This window comes from Streptomyces zagrosensis, assembly GCF_014203645.1.
GTDB lineage: Bacteria > Actinomycetota > Actinomycetes > Streptomycetales > Streptomycetaceae > Streptomyces > Streptomyces zagrosensis.
The window spans coordinates 114,962-137,380 of sequence record NZ_JACHJL010000019.1 but is presented as its reverse complement, the minus strand read 5'-3'; the positions used below and the strand labels follow the sequence as shown (position 1 = coordinate 137,380).

Below are 22,419 nucleotides of genomic sequence, written 5' to 3'. Positions count from 1 at the left end.
CCGTAGCCGCACCCCGAGCAACGGTCGGGCCCCACAGGGCGGACAACCGCGCGAGGCGACCGCCTCAGCAGCGCGGCATGTCTGACCAGACCCAGACCGTCAGGCGATCTCCGCCATGTTGAGTTGGAGGTTCATCGGCAGTTCCTGGCGGCGGGTGATGTTGAGCTTGCGGTAGACGCGGGTGAGGTGCTGTTCGACCGTGCTGACGGTGACGTAGAGCTTGAGCGCGATCTCCCTGTTCGTATAGCCGTACGCGGCGAGCACGGCCACCCGCTTCTCGGAGTCGCTGAGCTTGGCGTCTGCCTCGGAGTCCGCCGTCCACAGCGGGTCCTCCTGGGCGGGGGCCGTTCGGGAATGGTGGCCGGGCAGCGAACGTTCTCGTACCGACTCGATGCCGCACTCCTTGGCCAGGTGCCAGGCGCGCCGAGTCACCATGCTGGCCCGTGCCGGCTCGCCCACCGCCTGGAACGCCTGGCCCAGATCGGATAGCGCCCGCGACAGCTCAAGGCGGTCGCCGTACTTACGGAGCTCGTCCACGGCCTCCGCCAGCAGCCGGGGCCGCTGGCTGACCTCGGCGATCGCGGCCCGTACGCGCAGCGAGACACCCCGCACACGGGCGTTTCGCGCGTCGCCCATGGCGAGTTGCTCCATCACCAGTTGCTCCGCCTGCTGCCGGTCGCCAAGGTGGACCAGTGCCTCGGCCGCATCGGAGCGCCAGGGCACCACCACCGCGCGATCAAGGCCCCAGCGCCGGGCGAGCCTGCCGACCTCAAGGAAGTCGCTGAGCGCGGCATGGAAGCAGTTCGTCGCCAGGTGGTAGGAGCCGCGGGCGCGGAGGTAGCTAAGCGCGTAGACCGTACGGAACAGGCCGTCCGGCACCGGGTGGTTGAGCTGGCGAGCCGCGGCGCCGTGCCGGCCCTGCGCGGTGGCCGTGTAGATCAGGATGGAGCGGGGGGCGCAGGCGAAGACACTGCTGTTTTTCTCGGGCAGGCAGTCAAGCGCCATCGTGGCGTACTCTTCGGCGGCCCGCAGATTGCCCTGCCTGATCATGATGACGGCCTGTGCCTGGGCGAAGGCGGCCTTCCAGCCAGGGGCGTTACGGCGGTCCGCCTCTTCCAGGAAGGACTGGCACCAGGGCATCGCCCGGTCGGGGCGGTCGCCGTGCACCAGGGTGCGCAGCGCCTGCCCGATGGGCTCGATGGTGGTGTCGGTCAGGACCGCGGTCTGAAGAAATCGTTCGGCCGCTGCTGCTGCCACCTCGCCCTCGGCCGTGGCGGGGACGGTCCACATGCCGGCCGCGGGGCGCGCTGCCGCGCCCTCGGTGAGGGTGACCGTCGGTGCCCCGTCGGCGTCCTTGGAAATCGAGACCACGGCGCGCGAGCCGGTCGCCGCCGGGTAGCCGAACTGCGCCCCCACCGTGGTGCCGCGCATCGCGTTTGGCGCGTGTCCGCCGCCTTCTTCGCGCACATCGGCAAGCCGGTCGAGTACCTCGGTGGCCTCGTCCACGCGGCCCTGAGTGAGCAAGAGCCGGGCCAGCGAGGTCATATGGGACTCCGCCAGCCGCCCGGCACGCAGCGCCACCAGGGGTTCCCAGGTGTGTTCCTCGGCGGCGCCGGGGTCAACGCGCCAGGTGACGGCGGCGAGCCGAATCTTGATGGCGCTGCCGCGCTGGTCATCGGTGCACGTCTGGTGTGCCAGGGTCAGGCAGGCGACCGCCTGCGACACATCGTCGTCGGCCAGCGCTTGTTCAGCCGCGTCCCGCAGTGCCGCAACGCCCCAGCGCGCGTCTGCGTCACCGGCGGCCAGCAGGTGCGCTGCCACGACGGGGCTGGGCGCGCCGATGCTGTGCAGCAAGCACGCGGCGTCCCGGTGCAGTGCCGCCCGGTCGGCCGGCTCCATGGCATGCAAGATGGCGGCGCCTACGGCGGGATGTCGGAAGCCACAGCCATCGGCGATGCCCGCGGCGTTGAGCGCGTGCACGGCCTGTGATGCGGCGGCCTCACTGGTGCCGAGCAGCCGCCCCGCGGACTCCACCGAGCCGGCCCCGCGCAGCACCGCGAGGGCCTCGGCGAGCCGCACCGTCGCCTGCCCGCCACGATGTAGGCAGGTGAGCACGGCCTGGGTGAACGGGCCGCCCGCCTTTGGGCTTGGCAGCGCCGACCGGTGCGCCGGCGGCGTGGCTCGATGCTCCTCTACCAGTGCGCGCAGCAGCAGCGGGTTGCCGCCGCTGATCGCGTAAAGGCCGTCGATGAATACATCGCCCTGCGGCAAACCGGCGTATCCCTGGGCCAATTCGGCCACGCCGGCGCGGTCCAGGCGCTCAAGGCGGACCCGTTCGAAGTGTGGCAGGCGGAGAAGTTCGGTGCCGAAAACGGGGTCGCTGGTGTGTTCGTGAAGGGATTCGGCGAGTACGAGGAGAATGCGCGCGGAGCGAGTGCGGCGCGCGGCGTAGAGGAGGTATTGAAGGGTCGAGTCATCCACATGCTGTAGGTCATCCACGCAGACGACGACGGGCGACTGTGTGCTCAGCCGGCGCAGCGCCGCACAGAACTCGTGCATGGCCTCCACCCGTACCAGACCAGCCGATTCAGCGGGGGTGATCTGCGGCAACGTGCCGGCGGGAGCGCTGGTGATGAGCTGTCGCAGGGCGCCGAGGGGAACTGCGCGCTCCCGGTCCGAGCCGACCGCGCGCAACAGCGTTGCGCCGGACTTTTCGGCTCGCTCGGCGATGTTCTCGATGAACTCACTCTTGCCGCAACCTGAAGGTCCCTCGACGAACACGATTCTGGAGCTTCCGGACAGGCATCCAGCGATCGCGCTATCGAGCGTTTCGAGTTCCATACTCCGATCGATCAAAGCCATGGCTCCCCCAAGTCCCCGTGAATTCATAGCTTTTGACGCGCCTGCTACCAAGTTTTCCGGGAGGTGCGCCCTCACGCCGCGTGGGAATCGTTCCCGCGAACGGCTTCAGTCTACGGAGCGCGGAGCCGCCCTCCGGTGTCCATAAGTTGCCAGGCAACAACTGCATGCGAGACCGCTACCGCTGGTGAACGCGGTGTTCCCAGGTGATGCGCACCCATCGGGCCGATGTAGTGCGTGCGGTCATCCACGCAAGCGGAACATCCCTGGTATGCGGGTGGTGGGCCGACGCGTGGCGTGCGTGCGGAGGGTGGCGCGCGGACGTCTGGCCGTGGGTGGCAACGCGGCGCGGACGACGGAGTGTGGCCGCACCGCTGGTATGGGGACCGCGTCACTGACGCGTGCCGCGTGAAGGGCAGCGCCGATCGTGCGCGCACCGCCCACGGCGAACGTTCGGCTGAGGGCAACGCCGCTTGCGCGGGGCGGCAGCCCGGTGGCGGTGACGTCGCGGAGCGGCCTGGCGCGCGGGGCGCTGTGGTACGGGAATGGGTAAGGGCCAGCCATCACAGTCCCCCCTTCCTCCACGTCGTCGAGGGCCGCGCGGCGCGACACGCCTACCATGTCGTCCCCGCCTCGCCCAGCCCGAACGTGGCCCGGTTCGCACTCTCGGTGCAGTCCGACCCGCCGACCTGGTTCGTACTCTCGGCCCAGCTCGAACTTGGTTCGGTCTGAGCCTCGTACGGGCCCCTGTTCGCTTTGTCCGACCCGCGCCCCGGGGAGGAGCGCCATCTTTTCTCACGATCGCACGGGCCCGAGTACCGGCCAAGAGCGCCTTACCCCTGATCTCTACGGTGCGCGCCCCCTAGGCCGGGCGTACGAACCGCGCTGGCAACGGCTCGTACGGCGGTGGCGCCGGCCTGTGCCCGCCCGTGAAAGCCGCGGTATCCACGATGTGGGCAGGGGGCGGATGGATCGGCGGATAGGGGCGCGGGAGGCGCACGTAAGGGTTCTTCCCGCCCTCATCGGGCGCTATCACGAAGACGTCACGCCCCCTGCCCGGACGCCCGCTGCCGGTTCCGCACAAGGGAGCGATCGGGCCCGCGGGAGACCGCGGCAGCGACCCTGATAGCTGCCCGATCGGGCACTTTGTGGGGGCAGCAGTGTGCTGCTCACGGGCGCGCCGTGCCCGTGAGTGACCGTCTCCACAGCTCCAGTTCGCAACGCTCCGCAGCGGAGTGGCATATTCCACGGACAGTGGATGGCCGCATACCCGGCGTATACGCATCGCTAGCGCACTTCCGCCCCCAGCGCCACTCCAGCGATTCTTCTTTGGCACACACTGCCCCGGGAGCATGCGACGCGGTAAGGAAAATGGGGGAATCCGGAGCGGCGGCCCCCAAATGTCGATCAGGTCTCGGTCAAATGACGACCTGAATACAGGTTAGGCCGCCGAAGCGCCCCGCGAATCGCGGGGCCGGGTCCGCTCAGCGGCTACCAGGAATCCCGCCTCGCGGTCACCAGGCATCGGGCAGATGTCGTCAGCTACCACTTCGTGGCCAACGAAAGCGGTAGCTCCGGCCCGCATTTGCGGATGACAACTTCCGGCCACGGCGGGCCACTTGCTGCGGACATATCCACCGCAACGCCCCCGCGGGCCCTTCGCCGGGCCAGGGCCGCCCTGCCCGGACCCGCGCCCTCAGCGCCTGCCACCCGGCGCGCACCCGACAGAGCGAGCGTCGGATACCCGGTCTCACCAGCAGCAACGCTCCCCCATTACGCCGAGAAACACGGGTGAAGCACCCGGAAACGCCACCGTATAAGTCCGGCGGGCGGCGCCCCCTGATGAATCTGCGCTCCTCTCGCCCAGCACTGTGGCGCCCACTCGCGAACCGCGCGTGCCTCTCTCGCCGCCTGCCCCGGCGATGACCCGAGCCGTTGCGGCGTGGGTCATTCACCCGCACCTGCCCCTTACCGCACCCCGCACCGCCCCGGGCAGCAGCCAGTTCTGGCCGTGCCGCGAGCTCGCGCGAGGTGGCAGCAACCAGCAAATCAACCGACCAAGACTTCCCCAAAGAACTCCCAAGAGTTAGCCAAGTCCACAGCCGTTGAATCAGCCGCGCTTCTCTCACTCCAGCGATTCGCATTCGCGCTAGCGGGGCACCTTTTACCCCACGGGCGCACCCACCGCCTTCGTCGGCTCCACTCACGCGTACTCCGCGATCACTTCGGAGCCCGATGAAGTGCAGCAGTCACGGCGGCCATAATCTTACGCAGCGAATAAATAAGCGGGATACCCAACAGCAGAAGCGAGTTTCTGACAGGGGCGCATTTTCCGGCTGGAACCGTCATTTTTCGCGTCTCTATCAATTCTCCTCCGCGCCTCCACGAAATCCCCTGACGTTACACCCCGTAACGACCACCACAGTCGCCTCTGCGTCACCTTGCGTGAAGCCTTACGGAGCGACTGTCGAGTAACACGACAGCGCGGCGACGGGCCCTCGCCAAGGGAGGCAAGGACCCGCCACCGCGCTGCTTTGTAATGGGCTCCTGACGTCAGGAAAGCCGCCCTGACGTGCTCAAACTCTAGCCCAGCCAGCCCCAGATGGGGTCCAGGCGAGTCGCCGGCAAGATCATCGGAATCGTCGGGTACGTCGAAGTGGTGCCACTCACGTTCATTCCTCCGCTCGGGACCGGGGCCGGGGCCAAGTCCGGTCATACGCCACCGTCCTCAAGGCGCCAGCCACCGACAGACCTTGACGGTCATAAGATTAGCGCGGGAGAGTTTCATTTTCCCTCGGGGAGGAAGCTTTGACGTTGCCCTGGCGTGTACGGCACGCACCGTGATGGGCAGTACACACGTGACAGGCGGCAGGAACACTCTGCCCAACGCTTCGAGGCATTTTCACGAAAATAACGATGCCTTAAAGTTGCAAGGCAGCAAGTGCGCGGAAGAAGGGGGAAGCTCGGGGATGTCGGCAACCATCGGTTCCGACCCGCCATTCGCGGAGTTGGACGACGTGAGCGCGGCAGCTTACCGGCACGCAGTGCAGCGAGGCCGTTTCAACCGCCACGAGATCGCCGAGTTGCTGCACCTCTCGGCCGAGGAGGCGACCCGCATCGAGCGGGTGCTGAGCCTGCTGTGCCTGCTGCACCCCACCCCGGGCAACGCCGAGTTACTCGTACCGGTGAGCCCCGACGCGGCGGCCGTGGAGCTGGTTGGATCGGCGGAAAACCAGATCCGCGACCTGCAACACGCGGTCACCGAGGTGCGGGCCCAGATGCTCTCGCTGACTCCCGCGTACTACGACGGTCGTCGCGAACGCAATCGTATGGAAGCGTTCGACATCGTCTCGGATGTGGCAACCGTGCAGTCGCTTTTGAACGAGCTGAGTGAGCGCTGCCGCAGCGAGGTGCTGACCGTACAACCGGGTGGTGCACGCCCAGCCCACATCCTCACCGCGGCCCGCAAGGTGTCGCTTGGCATACTCGACCGCGGCGTGGGGATGCGCACGGTCTACCAGCACTCCGCGCGCACCGACCTCGCCACCCGGGCGTTCGTCCGCGAACTGATCGAGCACGGCGGCGAGCTGCGCACCAGTGAAGAGGTCATCGACCGGATGATCATTTACGACCGGGAGGTCGTCTTCCTACCCGAACACAAGCCCGTGGGGCGGGAGCCGGGCGCGGCGATCGTGCGCGAGCCGACGCTGGTGGCCTTTTTGTGCTCGGTCTTCGAGCACCTGTGGCGCGGGGCAACGCCCTTTCACCTGGGCAGCGTCGATTCCGACCCGGTGACCGACGACCTCAAGCGGTCCATCGTGCGGCTGATGGCAGAGGGCTACAAGGACGAGATGGTGGCCAGACGGCTCGGGATGTCGGTACGCACCTGTCGGCGGCACATCGCGGAGATCATGGAGGAACTGGAGGCCACCAGCCGTTTCCAGGCCGGGGCCAACGCCGCACTGTCCAAGCTGCTCTCCTCTCCACAGGACACCGTGTGAGCGGCGCGGGACGCCGCAGCCCGCCGCCGGTCTTTGCCTCGCCGTCATCAGTGCCGTCATAAGGATCGCCATGCGCAGGGACAGCCCCGTCGATCCGTCCGGCGGCGGACCGGCCACCGATGGCGCGACCAGCCACCTCATCCACCGGCCACGCTCTGGGGATCACTACCTTCTGGACGCCCCATCCAGCGGCGAGGAACACTTCGTCTTCGTTTCGCAAACGCCGCTCGGCCACCCACTGTTCAACGACGGTTCTGGTCATTTTCACGACCTTCAAGGCACTGCCGAAATGGCCCGCGAAGTGGGTGAGTTCATCGGCCATCAGTATTTCGGCCTGCCCGCCGAGCGGCACGCGGTCTTCTCCCGGCTCAGCCTGCACGTCACCAACCTGGCCGGCTGGCGCGCCGGCCCTGCACGCGCCAGCCTGACGGTACGCATCAGAGCCCGCCCGACCGACGTACTCAGGGGGGTACCGCGGGGGTTATCGCTCCACGGCGAACTGGACATCGACGGCGTCGGCTGTGCCACCGGAAGCATCAGCCTCGCCTTTCTGCCACCCGACTCCCCGTTTCACCACGCGGGCCCGCCCCAGCCCGCGATGCCCGCCGCCGGCTACTCCCACGACGAGGGCAGCGAGGAACCGCAGGCGCCGCAACGACCGGCCGACGCCCCCGAAGTAGGCCGTGCCAGCCCCGCGAACGTGGTGGTGAGCGAGCCCACGGAGTCCACGTACGGCCGCTTTGTCACCCAGCTTCTCACCAGCACGTATCACCGGGTGTTCGCGGCCGAGGGCGGCACCCACCTATCGGGAATGCTGCTGCTTGAGGCGATGCGCCAAACGGCGCTGCTCGCGGCCGGGCGGACTTATGGGCTGACGCCGACGCGTGCCACCGTGGCCACATCGCGGGTCCTCTTTCGGGCCCGCGCCGAGCCCGAACTGTCCGTCTACTGCGCCGCCGTGCCCGGCCGACTGGGCCGAGACCAGGACCAGCGGCCCGCGGTACCGGTCACCCTGACCCTCACCCAACACGGTCGCCGGGTGGCAGAGGCAACCGCGACCGTGCTCCAGGACTTCTGACCCGTCCGGCCGACTCCTGCGGCCCTACCCGGGGTGCCGGTAAGAACCCTGTCACCTGCCGCGAACGGCGGTGATCTCGCGCGGGCGTCACCCGTGTGGGTGAGTCCGGGGCTGTACGGCTGCGGTGTGTGAAGCCTCGCGAGGACGATCGACGACTGTGGCCCGTACCCCGTTGGACCTGGATGAGCTGGTCGAGCACTGGACGCTGCTGAAGGACGAGCAGGGGCTCGTGTCCGGCAAGCGCGGTGCGACGCGACTGGGCTTCGGCTTGTTGCTGAAGTTCTCCACGCAGTACGGCCGGTTTCCCCGGAACCGGGCAGAGTTGCCCGGTGAGGCCGTGGAGTTCGTCGCCCGGCAGGTGCAGGTTCCCGCCTCGGAGCTGGATTCCTACAACTGGACGGGCCGTACGGTCGAGTACCACCGCGCGCAGATCCGGGGCCACCTCGGCTTCCGGGAGTGCAGCGTCGCGGATGCAGGGAAGCTGATGGCGTATCTGGCCGAGCATGTCGCGCACAAGGAGCGCAGGCCCGAGCAGGTGCGGGTGGAGCTGCTGGCACGTTGCCGCGCGGAGAGCATTGAGCCGCCCACGCCGGGGCCGGTGCGACCGGATCGTCTCGGCTGCTCTGCGAGCGGCCGAGGAGTCGCTGACCGCACAGATCTCCTCGCGGCTGACCGCGGAGAGCATCGAACGGCTGGTGGCTCTGGTGGCCGCGGAGGCCGACCAGGACGACGGCACCGGACCCGACGGTGGCGGCACGGAGGGCGGGGACGCGCCGCCGGTGCTGGGGAAGATCAAGGAAGCACCGGGCAACGTGAGCCTGGAGACGATCGCCCAGCAGTACGACCAGATGATCAAGTACGCCACCGCGATTCGGACCCGTACCGCTTCCACCGAGGCGATCCTGCGGCGCTTCACCCGCAACGCCTCCCACCCCACCTACGCGGCGATGCTGGAGGTCGGCCGCGCCCAGAAGACCATCTTCGTGGCCCGCTACTTGCGACTGCGCGACCTCAGCGGGAGATCGAGGAGGGCCTGAACGTGATGGAGTCCTCCAACGGCGCGAACTCCGTGATCGCCTACGGTAAGGGCGGGGAGATCGCCTCCAACCGGCGCGACGAGCAGGAGATGTTCGTGCTGTGCCTACGGATCCTGTAATCGGCCCTGGTCTACGTGAACACCCTCATGCTCCAAGACGTCCTGGACGAGCCGGAGTGGGCGGACCTGCTCACCCCCGCCGATCGGCGCGGCCTGACTCCGCTGTTCTGGTCCCACGTACGCCCGTATGGGGAGGTGAACCTCGATATGGACGCCCGCCTGAACCTCGCTGCGGTCACCGTGCCGGCCCTCGCGCACCAGTGGCCGCCGACGACCAGCAGCAAGCCGCACACGGGTGATTATCGGCGATTAGGTGATCTTGATTCAGTGGCTGATGGCCCGGTGACGTGTCCGAGGGCACGTCAGCCGCGCAGCCGAGAGGCGGTGGGTCACGTGGCCGGCAGGCGCGCGCACTGGCGGCAGGCGCGGGCCGAGGCTGCCACCACGGCGTGCGACGCGGCTGCGAGTGCGCCGGCGAACGCGAGCAGCGGCCAGTTCGTGGCCAGGACGGAGGCGGTGGCGAGCGCGAGCGTCGCGACCGCCATGGCAACGCTGGCAGTAGTGCCGGTCCATGCGACCGCGAGGGGCAGCTGGTGCGGAATGGGCAGCCAGCGGGCGAGGGTGCCGGTGGCGGCCAGCGTCGCCGCGGCAAGTAGTGCTGCGACGCTGGCAACACCGGCCAGACAAAGGGCCAGCAGCTGAGCCGTGTGTGGCAGCTGCCAGGGCTGATCGTGGTCGGTGGTCCAGGCCAGGTACCAGCAGGCGACCAGGAGAGGGGCGGTGAGGGCGACGGCCCGGGCGGTGTGCCGGGCCTGGGCGATGGTCAGTTCCCGTTGGCAACTCGGCACAAGTTCGTCGAGGGTCCCGAACTCTCCCACTGCTTGGTGGGCGGCGCGCTGGTAGGCCATTCCTTCGCGGGTGTGCGCCTTTACCGTGTCCGCGAGGCCGTCATGTATCTCCTCGATCATCCGGGCCTTGATTCGGGCCGGGCCGTGCAGGGCGGCTGTCAGGGCCGCGATGTAATCCTCGATGGGGCCGGCTTGCCGACTGATGGCGCTCATGTGGCAAACCCGGGCGGCGCGGCGGGGTTCAGGACCGAGCCGATCGCTGTGGTGAACTCGCTCCACGCGGTGCGCTCGCTGGCCAGGGTGTGCCGTCCGGCGTCGGTGAGTTCGTAGCATCGCCGTCGCCGTTCACCAGTAGATTGCCAGCTGCTGCTCAGCAGCCCGAGCCGCTCCAGCCGGTTCAAGGCCGGGTAGATCGTGCCCGTGCGCAGCTCAAGTGCGCCCCTGCTGCGGTGTTGGACCGCGGCGATGATCGCGTAGCCGTGCAGCGGGCCCGGCTCAAGCACGGCCAGCAACAGTCCGTCCAGGTGCCCTCGCACCGCGTCTGCCCTCATGAGTAGGCAGCCTACCCAAAATTGCCGTAGGCAGTGTATGTATTGGCAGCCAACACATTCAGCTTCTGCTCGGAGGAATCCGCAGTGACCAAGGTGCTGCTGTCCGTACATGTCCTCGCGGCGATTCTGGCGGTCGGATCGATCACGGTGGCCGCGTCCATGTTCCCCCGCTATGCGCTGCAGGCATTTGGCGGCCAGGATCCGGACGGGCGAGCCGCCGGGATCGCCGCATTCCTGCACCGGATCTGCCGCAGCTACGCTGTCGCCGGTCTCGTCGTGCCGGTCTTCGGGCTCGCCACCGGCGCCGCGCTCGGCGTCCTCACCGACGCCTGGCTGATCGCGTCACTCGCGTTGACCGTGATCGCCGCGGCCATCCTGGCCATGGCCATCCTGCCTGGCCAGCAGCGCCTGCTCGCATTGACCCGGGACTCAGCGACCCAGGATGGGCAGCGTCCCGCGGCGACCCGGCTGACCATGCTCACCGGCATCTTCAACGTCCTCTGGGCGACCGTCGTCATCCTGATGATCGTCCGCCCCGGCTCCACCACAGGAGCGTGATCCCCGTGCGCACGTTGCGGATCGCGGCCGACGCCGAGGCCGCCTCCTTCGCGGTCCTGCTGGGCAACCTGCTCACCACACACACGCAAGCGATCACGACCCTCGTCGGCCCGCTGCACGGCACGGCCTACCTCGTCGCCATTGCGGCCGGGCCGCTTCGATGGCCCCGTCCGCCGCCTCGACGGGCGCCCGATGGCGCGCCGCCATCCCGGGAGTCGGCGGACTGCTCGCCCTGCGGCGGGTCCGAAACCGTTCCCGAGGAAGCCAACCTCTTCTTACCCGCCATGACCAGAAAGGCTGACGCAATGGACGACGCATACGGCGAACTGCCCTTTCCTCGTACCGACATAGCGCTGAGCGCGATGCGCTTCGTGCAAGACATCGAGGACCCGGCGATCTTCAACCACAGCATGCGCACCTATCTCTACGGGCGCTGGCTCGGAGAGCAGCAAGACCTGCAACCCGACCGCGACTATGACGACGAACTGCTGTTTCTGGGCTGCCTTCTACACGATGCCGGGCTCAGCCCTGAGGGCAACGGCGATCAGCCCTTCGATATTGACGGCGCCGACTTGGCCGCCCGTTTCCTCACCGACCAGGGGTTGTCACCTGAGAGGGTCGAGGTCGTATGGGATGCGATCGCCCTGCACCTCCACTACGAGATCGCCATACGCAAACGTCCCGAGATCGCGCTGGTCACGGCTGGCGCCGGTTTCGACCTCGGCCCCGAGGGGCCCCACACCCTCCCGGCCGGCTACGCAGACCGCATCCATGCCACGCTGCCCCGCCTCCACGCTGCGCCCGTGCTCTACGACACGATCGTCGGTCAAGCACTCGACAAACCCCACAAGGCCCCGCCATTCAGCATGCCCGGCGAACTTGTTCGCCAGGAGACCCGGGCAATCTGGCCCACCTGGAAACAACTGATGACCCAATCCCCCAGCTGGAACGACTACGACGGCTACCAGCCGAACGCGTAACACTGGTACCCGGACAGCCGTCGCCGGGCTCCGCGTCCTCTGTGGCGTCCGGTCAGGGGACGCGACGGCCCCGCCCCCCTCACTCGCCGATGCTCATCTATCGACCGATTGATGAGCAAGATCGGTAAGCGGCGGTGCGTGGCCGGATCGGCGCCAGATCATGCCCATAAAACGGTGTCAGAAAGTCGATGTGCTCAAGAACTTGAGGAGCACCGTCTTCTGTACGATCTGGCGGGTGCAGCCACCCCAGGACGACGACACCGCCGATCTCCTCGCACCCGTTCCGGCCGTACGGACCGGCAGTCTCGTGGGATACGCACGCGTGTCCGCCAAGGGGCAGTTGCTCGACCGGCAGATCTACGCACTCAACACAGCGGGCTGCATCCGGATCTTCTCCGACAAGAAGTCCGGCAAGAACGCCGAACGCGAGGAACTGTGAAAGGCCCTCGACTACCTGCGCGAGGGCGACACCCTCGTCGTCCCGTCGCTGGACCGGCTCGGCCGTTCCATACGTGCCCGAGCTGAAGGGCGGTCGCCTGGCACTCGCTGAGGCGACGAGCACACCGGAACTGCCCCAACCCACCAGGTCCGAGGACTGATCACCGCCGTTTGCGGCTGGTGACAGCATTCTTACCGGCACCTCTACCCGGCCCCCGAGCGCGGTTTCGCGTACGCCGTTGGAGGCGTTCCCGTACGGCCCAAGAAACGCGGTCTCGTGCCACGCGAACTATGCGAAACACTGGCCATCCGCTGGGCGGGCCGGCACGGCGATCTCGACCGGCAACGGGGGGCCGAGCGCCACCGCGGCGTCGAAGACGGCGGCGCTCACCCGGTAGCCGCTGTCCAACACCACGGAGGTGAAGGCCCACTCATGGCTGCCGCCCAGACTGCCGTCCGGACGCTGTACCCGCACCGGCCCGCCGTCCGGGGCGAAGCCGAATTCGGTGAAGCGGAACTTCATCGCCTGCCCGATGGCCTTGCTGTACGCCTCCTTCAGCGTCCACAGCCGGATCAGGCTGCCGTTGCGCTCGGGCTCCGGCAAGCGGGAGAGAGTGACCAACTCGTAGGGGGTGCAAATGTGCCGGCCGAAGCCCTTGCCGTACACCTGCCGGTCGGCCCGCTCCACATCCACGCCGATCAGCCCCCTGGTGGTCAGCCCCACCACCATTAACCCCTCCGCATGGCTCAGGCTGATGTCGATCTTGTCGCAGCCGCGGAGGTACGGGCGGCCGGTGGGCCCGTAGCCGAGTTCGTCACTGCCCTGGCCGTCGCGCACCACGGCCTGCGCCACGTACTTCAAAAGCAGACGCGACGCGGCGTACTGCACCCGTAAATCCGGGTGGGCCAGCGCCAGATAACAGGTCCAGTCGTCGCCGAGCAGTGCCCGCAGCTCGGCTACGGACGACACATCCGGGTACCAGTCGGCAAGCCTGGCGTAGAGCAGTACGGCCCCGGACGACAGCAGTTCAGCGTGGACCGCGTCCCAGCCGATGCCCTCGCCGACGACCTCAATCGGCACGCCGAGCTGCGGACCCGACCTGGAGCTCTCGGCGGCCGTCATGGCAATCCTCCAAGGATGAGATGGCAGACGGGCAGGTCGCCACAGCGTACGGATACGCCTGCAAGGATGACCGCCGGGCCGAGATCGTTCCCGACGGGAACCGTCGCCCCCAAGGCCCCTGGGCCCACCCTGCCGTCAGGAACGGGCTCTTCGCCGGTCGATGCGGCAGCGGTCGATGCGGCGACGGCCGTGGGCGAGCGACGGCTCGGTCAACGCGATCCCTCCCGCATCGGCTCAGCTCGACGGACAGCGTCCCACTGCCTCGCTGACGGGCTCCGATGGTCGGGGCACCGGCTTAAGCAGCACTTAGGTCCCGCGACTTAAGGGCCGCTTAGGGGTCCGCCCACCTCACGCCGGGCGAGGCAAGGGACCTATGGTGAAGCCGTTCGGGTACGGGGGCGGGACCGAACTGACCATGTCACTGGCTGGCCCGCTGAACCGGTCGCTCAACGGGCGGAAACACGGGGCGGGATGAGGTTCCGGATACTGGGACCGATGGAAGTGACGGGCGAGCCGCCCGAGGAGCGGGTGCTGACGCCGCGCGCCGCGAAGCTGCGCATCGTGCTGGCCAGCCTGTTGGTGCGCGCCCACCGGGTGGTCTCCGTGGATGCCCTGACCGACGAGTTGTGGGGCGACGCACCGCCGCGTACCCCCACCGCCACCCTCCAGGTCTACGTCTCCCACCTTCGTAAGACCCTGCGGGCCGCCGACCCACGGCACGGGCGCGACGCGCTGGTCACCCAAAGCCCCGGCTACCTGCTCCGTCCGCAACCGGGGCAACTCGACCTCACGGAGTTCGAGGAGTTGCACGACCGGGGCCACAGAGCCCTTGAGCACGGGGACTATGCGGCGGCATCGGATCTGCACCGCCGGGCGCTGGCCCTGTGGCGCGGGCCGATGCTCGCCGACACCCCGCACGGCGCGCTGCTGGGCGGGGCCGCGACCTGGGGGTGGCAGGTACGTACCTCGGCTCTGGAGCAGCGCATACGCGCCGACCTCCAGTTGGGTCGGCACCATGAACTCATCGGCGAGTTACGGGCCCTGGTGAGCGAGCATCCGCTGCGCGAAGAACTGCACGCCCATCTGATGCTGGCGCTGTTCAGGGCCGAGCGGCAGGCCGAGGCGCTCCAGGTGTTCGCCAGTCTGCGCGGCACCTTGATCGATGAGCTCGGCACGGAGCCGGGCCCGCCGTTGCAGCGGTTGCACCGGCGCATCCTCGGTGACGACCCGGAGTTGCTGGTCTCGGGCCGGGCGGCAGCGCCGCCGTCGAGCGCGCTGCTGCCAAGGAGGCTGGCCGTGGGTTTGCCGGCGGCCGACCCATCGTTCACCGGGCGTACCGCCGCGCTCGCCGAGGTCGAGCGGTGGTTGCGGCGTGCACCGGCGGGCAGTTGCGTCGCCATCGCCGGGCCCGCCGGGGTCGGCAAGACGGCCCTTGCCGTGGAGGCCGCGCACCGCGCCGCCGAAGTCTTCCCGGATGGGCGGATCTATCTCGATCTGCACCCGTCCGGCCGGGGGCCGCTGTCCCCGACCGAGGCGATGGAACGGCTGCTGCGCCGGGCCGATGTGCCGGGCCCGCTGCCCGCCGATCCCGTGGAGCTGTGCGACCTGGTGCAGCGGCTGCTCGCCGGTCGGCGCATGCTGCTGATCCTCGACAGCGCGGCCAGCGAGGCTCAGGTGCGACCGCTGCTGCCGACCGGCGCCGGCAGTACCGCGCTGATCACCAGCCGCCGGTTACCCGCCGGGCTGAGCGGCGTACGACCGGTGTTGCTGCGCGTGCCGGACCCGGACGAGGCGCGTGCGATGTTCGAGGTGGCAGCGGCCCTGACGCGCCCGGTGCAGGAGCCGGCGGCGGTGGCTCGGATCGTGGAGCTGTGCGGCGCGCTGCCGCTCGCGGTGCGCATTGCCGCGGCCAAGCTCAGCGCCAGGCCGCACTGGACGGCCGCGGTGCTGGCCGACCGGCTGGCCGACGAGGGCGGCCGGCTGTCGCAGCTGGCCGTGGGTGACCTCGCCGTACGAGACGCGCTACTCGCCGCCTACCGCGCGGCTTCGCCGGCCGAGCGGCGTGCCTTTCGACTCCTGGGGCTCCTGCCGCCCGGTGCGTTCGGACTGTGGCTGGCGACGGCCGTCCTAGGGGTGACCCCGGGGGAGGCGCAGCAGCTCATCGAGGCGTTGGTCGATGCCCGACTGCTGGAGGCCGCCGGGGCCGCCGACACCAGGCCCGGCCGCTATCGGCTGCACGAGTTGCTGCGGTTGCTCGCCGTGGAACTGGTGGCCGACGAATCCCCCGCGGCGGTACGGGCCGCGACGGAGCGGATGGGCGACGCGTGCGCGGACGCCGCCGCCTACGCGGACGCGCTGCTGGCTCCTGGACGGCGCGGCGGCGATGGAGCGTACGCCCGTGCGCAGGGCTACGACGGCGGCGCGAGCGACCACGGCGGCGGCGGCGCCCATGGCAGCGACAGCCGGCGGAACGCCACTGGGCACGCGAGACGGCCCGCTGAGAACGACCACGGCCTGTCCCTGCTATTGGGGCGCGGCCGTGGCGTTGGGTCCGGCATCGGGGCTGCCCCAGCTCCCGCCGGCCCCGGCCCGATCGGCTACCCCCCGCCCGGGCCGGCGGAGGCCGGCCCGGCCTGGCATGCCAGCGCCGTGGGGCACCATCCGCTGGACTGGTTCGCGGCCGAGCAGGCCACTCTGGTGGCCGTCGCGGTCGCAGCACACGCGGCACGGCTGTGGCGGCCAACGATTCGGCTCGTGGACAGCATGAGCTGTGGCCTTGAGACGTGTGCCGCCTGGGACGACTGGCTCACCACGCACACACTCGCCCTCGACGCGGCGCACCACTGCGGAGACCGGCGCGCCGAGGCGCGGCTGCTGCGCTCCTTGGGTGACCTGGCCTGGCAGCGGCGCGATCTTCAAGAAGCGCGCGAGTGCTACCAGCGGGCGCGACTCGCCGCCTGGGAGGTCACCGACGCCAAGGAGTACGGCCGTACCTTGGTGGGCCTGGCCGAACTCAGTCTCGGTTCGGGCCGGTTAGACGAGGCGGTCAGGCTGCTCAACTCCGCCCTGTCCGTGGTCAGTACGCCGGTGGACATTCGCGGTCGGTACGACGCGCTGCGTGCGCTGTCGCTGGTGGCCTTGGAGAGCGGGGATGTTGACGCCGCGGTGCGGTCGTTCGGTGAGTGCCTGGAGCTGGCCGGCGCGCTCCGCGACCGACGCCTTGAGGCGTACGCCCGCCGCGCGCTGCGCACCTTGCGTGCGGTGCCACCGAGCGGATGCGGCGGGGAACAGGAAGCACACTGGGCGCAGCCAAGTGGCGTTGAGGTGCGCCCCGGAGTGTGGCGACTGCGCACCCCGGCACTGTCCTGACGGCCAAGCACCGGACGACGCACGACCATCGGCGGGGCGCACGGCAGCACGCGCACAGCGCGTTTTCTGGGTCGAGCGCCCGCTCGAAGCGACCTGTCAGCGGTGATACGGCCACTGCGCTCACGCGGGACCGAACGGGTGAATCCCGATAATTCTCCGTTTCTCATACCTATATGGAGCCGAGTCTGTAGGCGGCACATCGGAAGACCTCAACAAGGGGAAGCGTCATGCGCGTTCACACCAAGACCCTGCGCTGGTTGTCCATCGCCGCCGTAACGGCCGCCACCACCACGGGGGGCATGTCGGCCACCGTGCACGCCGTCGAAGTGTCCGCCCCACCGTCCGGCGAGACTCGAATCAAGACGTTCAACGGCGACATCGACATGTGCATCGCGGTGAAGGGAGTCACCGACGACAGCGACGACGGAGCGTTGGCCATCCAACAGCCCTGCAGCCGAGCCGCTAACCAGAAGTTCACCTTCGTGCCGGCCTCTGACGGACGCTACGAAATTCGCACCTCCGCCAGGAAGTGTCTTGACGTGGCGAACGCGAGCAGCGATGACAGAACACCGATCATCCAGTACCGCTGTGAGGGGAGCGCCAACCAGAAGTTCAGGGTCGAGAGCTCGTCCGGCGCGGTGCGCATGCGCGCCTTCGCCAATAAAAAGTGCCTCGACGTGAAGAACAACAACGAGGACCCCGGCGCACGGATCATCCAGTACAAGTGCCTGAACCAACGCAACCAGCAGTTCCGCTTCGCCTGATCGAAGCTTCGCCCAACGCGGCAAAGCCTGCGGGCTGAGCAGGGCCTCCCGGGCCGGAGGCGGGAAGACGCAGTCAACCTTCCTGCCTCCGGCCCGGGCCCAGTTGGAGGGCCGGGAGGGGCAGCCGCCTTCTTTCACGTCACCGGTGCGAGAAACGACCGCTAAGCGGAGCCGCCAACCGGCCTTGCGTCGTCGCCTCGGCAGCTCTCTGACAGCGATGTCCCCGCCGACCGGGCGAGCCGCAACAGCCCGCTTATGCAACCTCGAAGAGAGGCTGGCGCGCTCGCGCAGCCAGTCACCGTACGTCGCAGTCACCTTGAGCAGCCATCGACGCAGCCCAGGTACCGCCGGGGCCAGCAATGATGCGGGCCGCCAGGCTGGTAACGGAGGGTGATTCACACGGGGTGCGCGCAGGGGACCCGCGCATACGGTCCGCACACGCTCCCATACCGCCCGCGACCGTGGTTCGCTCAGTGCGTTGACAACCGCACGGACACCCATGTGGAAGGGGAACAGGCGTGACCACCGGGCCCGAGCAAGCCGTGGTAGCCGCGGAGCTCGCGGAAATTCGCCGCAATCTCGATGTCGGAGTTGCCCGCATCGATGGGCAACTCGCCCTCCTCGCCCAGCGCAGCGAGCAAAACGACCGAGATGTGACTGTTGCGACCGAGCGAGTACGGGCGTTGGAGCACGGCCGTTGGCCGTTGCCCTCCTTGGCCGCGCTCACGGGGGTGTGCGCGCTGGCCGTCGCGATCTGGCAAGCCGCGGGCCACTGAGCAGGGTTCAGTCCTCGCTACGGCAGCGGTGTAGCAGCCGTATGACACATCACCGGGCCATGGGCGCGGCCACCAACCGCTCTCAGGCCACGCGGTGTTCCGCCGCCGCAGGAGACCAGACAGGAGCGGACGACCGGAGAGGACCGAGCAGACCGAAGCAGACGGGAGCAGACGGGAGGAGGTGGGAGCAAACGGGAGGAGACGGGAGGAGACTTAACGAACCGGGGCGCCGCCGTGGCACACGGCGACGCCCCGCCCCGTAGGCGGCCCCCGTATCCGCCCCGGGGTCAATCTGACCGGATCAGCCCAGCCGAATGTGGTGCAGCAGCAACAGCGCCGCCGCCATGTTCGCGGCTGGCACCTCACCGCTGGCCACGATGTCGGGCACGATCTTCAGCGGCACCCACTCCCGCCGATCGGACTCGAACGCGTCCTCGGGAGGCCCGACGTAGTCGGCGTCCTCGGCCCAGTAGATATGGTGCCGGGCGTCGGTCAGGCCGTTGGACGGCTCGACGGACAGCAGGTGCCGCAGGGGGCCCGGCCGCCAGCCGGTCTCCTCCTCCATTTCGCGGGCCGCCGCGTCGGCGATGTTCTCGCCGTCCTCGACGACCCCTGCGGGCAGCTCCCAGCCCCAGTTGTCCGTGATGAACCGGTGCCGCCAGAGCAGCAGCACCTCATTCGCCTCGTTGACCACCGTGGCCACGGCGACGGGCCGCAGCCGGATCAGATAGTGGTCGAGGTGGTGCCCATTGGGGAGTTCGACATCCGCCAAATTGACGCGGAACCACGGGTTCTCGTAGACGGTCCGCTCCCTGAGATTTTTCCACTGCACGGTCAGCCACCTTCCGCCGGGTAGATGGCAGCGACTCGGCGGGAGCGGCCTCACCTGCCTCACAGCGGAACGCGCAGTGCCCCGTCGATCAGTTCGGCGGCCTCGGAAGTTGCGGCGCATCCGCTCTCGACGAGATGCTCACGCACCGCGCGGAGCCGGTCCCGCAAGCGCTGCGATTCCATTCCACGCGCCCGCTGTGCCATTTCCACCGCGGTCGCCCCCGCCCGGTCCGCGTCCCCCTGGCGCAGCTCGATATGCGTGAGCATCGCCAACCGGTGGACCCGGCCCCGGTCGTGCGCGGGCGTATCCACCGCGGCCGTGGCGTGTTCGCGGGCGGCGTCCAGGTCGCCAAGGTTCAACAGCGCCTCCGCGACCTGCACGTTCACCAAGCCCGGCTGTACATAGCCGGTCTCGTCGGGCTCCTGCCCGGGCCGGATGCGCTCGGCGGCGCTCTCCGCGCTCCGGATGCAGGACAGCGCTCCCGGGCCATCGCCGAGCCGTGCGTACGCCTTGGCCTGCATGGCGTACAGGTCGGCGGCGAGGGCCGAGGTGAGGTGAGGGCCGGCGGCCCGCAGCGCGGATTCGGCGAATGCGACCGCCTGCCGGTACTCCCGCATGAACAATGACTGGTTGACCAGCAGGGCGATGACATAGGCGCCAAGCCCGCGGTCACCACTGGCCTTGGCGAGCCGCAACGCCTGGTGGAAGTAGCGCTGCGCGAGCCCGTGCGCATCGGAGTCGTACGCGCAGATTCCGGCGACCGCGACGAGGCCGCCGGTAGCCCGATGGAGGTGGCGGCCGGTCGCGTCCGGGTAGCTGCCCCGTAAGAGCGGCGCCGCCTCGGATATCAAAAAGCCGACGACGCGGGCGCGGGTCGCGACGCCGCCCGCCTTGCGGTACATCTGCTCGTAGTGGGCGCGGGCCGAGCGCAGCATGGCGATGTCGGTCATGCTCACCCGGGTCAGCCCGTCCCGCGAGACGTCCGAGTCCTCCGGCGGGTTCTCCCACTCCCAGACCGGGATGACGGCGGGGGTGCCGGTGACGGCCGGTGCTTGCACGACATGGGGGCGCTGCTGTTCGTCGGAGCGCCATAGGGCCGTGGCGCGTTCGACAAAGCCGGACAGCGGTGTGGAGGCCGCACGAGGGCTGCCGGGGGTGCCAAGGCCGATCGCATCAAGGGTGAGTGCACGGTGTACCCGCTCGCCGAGCACCTCACAGATGAGGTCGGGGACCTGGCCCCGCGGGCGCTGCCCCTTCAACCAGCGGGCGACGGCGGTGTGTTCGTACCGTAGCTCCATGCCGCGCGCCCGGCCCGCCTCGTTGACGTGCGCCGCCAGTGCCGCGTGCGAGATGCCCGCTTCGTCCAGCACGGCGTCGAGCAGGGTGTTGGGCTCCATGCTGCCCTCCGATGCCTCCCGGTCCCTCCCGGAAAGTTCAGCGTAACGGGACCCTCCGCACACGGGGTGTGAACTGCCCGCGTGGGTACGCACCGCACGCATGCACCGCCGGCTGCGGCCATCCACTCCCGGCTCTGTCCGCTCCCGGCTCTGTCCGCTCCCGGCTCTGTCCGCCCGCAGCAGGGCCGCGATGCACCCGGCAGCGTTAAGAAAGCTGCGCGTCGCTCACGGCCGATACGGGCACGGTCAGCCGCGAGGCCGCCCGGCAGCGGTCGTTGCGCAACATCAACAGCGCGGCGTCGTCACCGAGCCGCCCGCCGGTGTGCCGCAGCAGGGCGCTCTGGACGCGTGCGATCACGGCCGCCGGATGTACGGGCCCGCCGTGCACGGCCTCGGCCAGCGCTCGGGCGAGCGGGAAGAAATCACCGGCGGCGTTCCTGGCGTCCTCTGCGCCATCGGTGTAGAGAACGAGCGCATCCCCCGGCAGCAGGTGCACGCAGCGGGTCGGCGCCGGGTGGTCGGGCAGCGGGAAGATACCGAGCGGCAGCATGCTGTCGCCGGGCGCGAGTTGCTGCACCCGCGGACAGCCCGGACGGTGCGCAAACGCCCGCCGCCCGGGCTGGTGCGGACCCGGCCGCACAACCCCGACCGGGTGCCCCAACCCCTGGCCGACCAGCAGGAACGGCCACGGATGCCCGCAGTTGAGGGCCATCACCTCGCCCGCTGGCCCTACTTCGAGCAGCAGTACGGTGACGAACTCCTCGACGGTTGGATGTTCGGGAGAGCCGCCACCAAAGGCCGAGTGCTCGGCCATCGTCCGCTCCCGCAGATGGCGCTGGAGGGTGCGTTCGAGGCGGCGTAGTACGTCCGCGAGTTCGGGTTCGTCATGCGCGGCCTCGCGAAAGCTGCCGAGCACGGCGGCGACGGTGTCGATCGCGGCCAGGCCGTGGCCACGTACATCGCCGATGACGATCCGCACGCCGTACGGGGTGGCCAGCGCCTCGTAGAGATCGCCACCGACCACGGCGCCCCGACTCGCGGACAATTGGCCACCAGCGAGGGCGAAGTGGCCCATCCGCAGGGGCAGTGGGCGCAACAGGGTCTGCTGGGCGGCGATGGCCACCAGCCGAGTCCGGTCGAGTTCGCGCACCAGCCGCTGCCGGCGCCTGGTGACCAGCCAGCAGGCGGCGATCACGACGACGATCGCGGCGCAGCTACCGAGGGGCGCGTTCTGTGTGGTCGGTGTGGTCGGTGGCCCGAACGCCGCCATCGGTACCAGGGCGCACAGCGCGTACAGCCCGCTGAGCAACACCCGGCTGCGCCGGCCGCCGACCGCGAGCGCGAAGACCGGGGCCGCGGCCAGCAGCGGTTCGAGGTGCGTCCCGGAGGGAACTCCCAGTTCCCAGGACAGCACGCCGAGCACCCACAGGCCGGGCAGCAGGGGCGAAAGGGCCCGCCAACCCCGGGACGCCGCCGTTCGCACGGCGCCCACTGCCTTGGTTTCGACCATCCACCGGCCCCCTTAGCAGCCCAGCAAGGCGGTCGGGCGGCTCCGGACCCCCGCAGGCTGCGGGGAGGCTCGACCGAGACGATTGTGTCGGCCATCCATTCCGAGGTAACGCGGTACGGCCCGCTTCTCACCCCATCGAGTGAGCAAGCTCCGGACACGGCATCGCTTCGGAACATGCTCCACATTGCTCAGAAATATCCAACCCAGCCCTACATCACATGACATCACACGGCATCGCC

Annotated in this window: 16 protein-coding genes and 2 pseudogenes; 11 read left to right on the top strand and 7 right to left on the bottom strand. The window is 69.2% G+C overall.

The window, feature by feature from the left end; all coding sequences use genetic code 11:
* Positions 1–99 precede the first annotated feature (99 nt).
* Entirely contained in the window at positions 100–2,841 is a 2,742-nt protein-coding gene (locus FHS42_RS28655) for a helix-turn-helix transcriptional regulator (RefSeq protein ID WP_184577127.1), read from the bottom strand.
* A gap of 426 nt (positions 2,842–3,267) precedes the next feature.
* Here FHS42_RS28655 and FHS42_RS28650 point away from each other — a divergent pair, with 426 nt between their 5' ends.
* The 5 genes and pseudogenes from FHS42_RS28650 to FHS42_RS38755 all read left to right on the top strand — a co-directional run.
* Positions 3,268–3,591 carry a hypothetical protein gene (locus FHS42_RS28650; protein ID WP_184577124.1) on the top strand — a complete coding sequence of 108 codons (324 nt, stop codon included), beginning with the start codon at positions 3,268–3,270 and terminating at the stop codon, positions 3,589–3,591.
* Positions 3,592–5,828: 2,237 nt separating this feature from the next.
* Entirely contained in the window at positions 5,829–6,860 is a 1,032-nt protein-coding gene (locus FHS42_RS28645) for a helix-turn-helix domain-containing protein (protein ID WP_184577121.1), read from the top strand.
* 70 nt (positions 6,861–6,930) lie between these two features.
* Positions 6,931–7,938, top strand: a complete 1,008-nt coding sequence (locus FHS42_RS28640; RefSeq protein ID WP_184577118.1) for an AfsA-related hotdog domain-containing protein — start codon at positions 6,931–6,933, stop codon at positions 7,936–7,938.
* 124 nt (positions 7,939–8,062) lie between these two features.
* Positions 8,063–8,467: pseudogene (locus FHS42_RS39250) on the top strand (DUF4158 domain-containing protein); the annotation flags it as partial.
* Positions 8,442–9,169 (top strand): annotated as a pseudogene (locus tag FHS42_RS38755) (Tn3 family transposase); the annotation flags it as partial. The pseudogenes FHS42_RS39250 and FHS42_RS38755, both read left to right, overlap by 26 nt.
* A 254-nt stretch (positions 9,170–9,423) precedes the next feature.
* Here the strand turns inward: FHS42_RS38755 and FHS42_RS28625 are convergent.
* Complete coding sequence (locus FHS42_RS28625) at positions 9,424–10,095, bottom strand: permease prefix domain 1-containing protein (RefSeq protein ID WP_184577115.1); 672 nt, start codon at positions 10,093–10,095, stop codon at positions 9,424–9,426.
* Positions 10,092–10,433 (bottom strand): PadR family transcriptional regulator, encoded by a 342-nt coding sequence (locus tag FHS42_RS28620; protein ID WP_184577112.1) that lies wholly within the window; start codon positions 10,431–10,433, stop codon positions 10,092–10,094. The genes FHS42_RS28625 and FHS42_RS28620 overlap by 4 nt, the downstream gene beginning before the upstream one ends.
* 84 nt (positions 10,434–10,517) lie before the next feature.
* Here FHS42_RS28620 and FHS42_RS28615 point away from each other — a divergent pair, with 84 nt between their 5' ends.
* From FHS42_RS28615 to FHS42_RS39520, 3 genes are all read left to right on the top strand, one after another.
* Positions 10,518–10,991: a DUF2269 family protein gene (locus FHS42_RS28615; protein WP_184577110.1), complete on the top strand. Its 474-nt coding sequence runs from the start codon at positions 10,518–10,520 to the stop codon at positions 10,989–10,991.
* A gap of 5 nt (positions 10,992–10,996) precedes the next feature.
* Positions 10,997–11,971: an HD domain-containing protein gene (locus FHS42_RS28605; RefSeq protein WP_312867075.1), complete on the top strand. Its 975-nt coding sequence runs from the start codon at positions 10,997–10,999 to the stop codon at positions 11,969–11,971.
* Between the two features lie 235 nt (positions 11,972–12,206).
* Positions 12,207–12,410: a recombinase family protein gene (locus FHS42_RS39520; protein ID WP_312867074.1), complete on the top strand. Its 204-nt coding sequence runs from the start codon at positions 12,207–12,209 to the stop codon at positions 12,408–12,410.
* A 288-nt stretch (positions 12,411–12,698) separates the two neighbouring features.
* Here the strand turns inward: FHS42_RS39520 and FHS42_RS28595 are convergent, their stop codons facing one another.
* Positions 12,699–13,532, bottom strand: a complete 834-nt coding sequence (locus FHS42_RS28595) for a 4'-phosphopantetheinyl transferase family protein (protein WP_184577105.1) — start codon at positions 13,530–13,532, stop codon at positions 12,699–12,701.
* 495 nt (positions 13,533–14,027) lie between these two features.
* Here FHS42_RS28595 and FHS42_RS28590 point away from each other — a divergent pair, with 495 nt between their 5' ends.
* From FHS42_RS28590 to FHS42_RS28580, 3 genes are all read left to right on the top strand, one after another.
* Entirely contained in the window at positions 14,028–16,901 is a 2,874-nt protein-coding gene (locus tag FHS42_RS28590) for an AfsR/SARP family transcriptional regulator (protein ID WP_184577102.1), read from the top strand.
* A gap of 227 nt (positions 16,902–17,128) precedes the next feature.
* Positions 17,129–17,665 (top strand): RICIN domain-containing protein, encoded by a 537-nt coding sequence (locus FHS42_RS28585; protein ID WP_184577100.1) that lies wholly within the window; start codon positions 17,129–17,131, stop codon positions 17,663–17,665.
* Between the two features lie 518 nt (positions 17,666–18,183).
* Positions 18,184–18,441: a hypothetical protein gene (locus FHS42_RS28580; protein ID WP_184577098.1), complete on the top strand. Its 258-nt coding sequence runs from the start codon at positions 18,184–18,186 to the stop codon at positions 18,439–18,441.
* Positions 18,442–18,742: 301 nt separating this feature from the next.
* Here the strand turns inward: FHS42_RS28580 and FHS42_RS28575 are convergent, their stop codons facing one another.
* The 3 genes from FHS42_RS28575 to FHS42_RS28565 all read right to left on the bottom strand — a co-directional run bounded on the left by FHS42_RS28575 (position 18,743) and on the right by FHS42_RS28565 (position 22,180).
* A complete protein-coding gene (locus FHS42_RS28575; RefSeq protein WP_184577095.1) occupies positions 18,743–19,273 on the bottom strand; it encodes an NUDIX hydrolase in 531 nt (176 codons plus the stop codon).
* Positions 19,274–19,332: 59 nt separating this feature from the next.
* On the bottom strand, positions 19,333–20,670 hold the full coding sequence (locus FHS42_RS28570; RefSeq protein ID WP_184577092.1) for an NsdA family TPR-like regulatory protein: 1,338 nt from the start codon (positions 20,668–20,670) through the stop codon (positions 19,333–19,335).
* 205 nt (positions 20,671–20,875) lie between these two features.
* Positions 20,876–22,180, bottom strand: coding sequence for a PP2C family protein-serine/threonine phosphatase (locus FHS42_RS28565; protein WP_184577089.1), 1,305 nt, complete (start codon positions 22,178–22,180; stop codon positions 20,876–20,878).
* Positions 22,181–22,419: the final 239 nt, after the last annotated feature.

Bases quoted from the DNA above. Each gene is read 5' to 3' on its own strand.
- FHS42_RS28655 (WP_184577127.1), bottom strand. From the start codon at position 2,841: ATGGAACTCGAAACGCTCGATAGCGCGATCGCTGGATGCCTGTCCGGA.
- FHS42_RS28645 (WP_184577121.1), top strand. From the start codon at position 5,829: ATGTCGGCAACCATCGGTTCCGACCCGCCATTCGCGGAGTTGGACGAC.
- FHS42_RS28640 (WP_184577118.1), top strand. From the start codon at position 6,931: ATGCGCAGGGACAGCCCCGTCGATCCGTCCGGCGGCGGACCGGCCACC.
- FHS42_RS28625 (WP_184577115.1), bottom strand. From the start codon at position 10,095: ATGAGCGCCATCAGTCGGCAAGCCGGCCCCATCGAGGATTACATCGCG.
- FHS42_RS28620 (WP_184577112.1), bottom strand. From the start codon at position 10,433: ATGAGGGCAGACGCGGTGCGAGGGCACCTGGACGGACTGTTGCTGGCC.
- FHS42_RS28595 (WP_184577105.1), bottom strand. From the start codon at position 13,532: ATGACGGCCGCCGAGAGCTCCAGGTCGGGTCCGCAGCTCGGCGTGCCG.
- FHS42_RS28590 (WP_184577102.1), top strand. From the start codon at position 14,028: ATGGAAGTGACGGGCGAGCCGCCCGAGGAGCGGGTGCTGACGCCGCGC.
- FHS42_RS28585 (WP_184577100.1), top strand. From the start codon at position 17,129: ATGCGCGTTCACACCAAGACCCTGCGCTGGTTGTCCATCGCCGCCGTA.
- FHS42_RS28570 (WP_184577092.1), bottom strand. From the start codon at position 20,670: ATGGAGCCCAACACCCTGCTCGACGCCGTGCTGGACGAAGCGGGCATC.
- FHS42_RS28565 (WP_184577089.1), bottom strand. From the start codon at position 22,180: ATGGTCGAAACCAAGGCAGTGGGCGCCGTGCGAACGGCGGCGTCCCGG.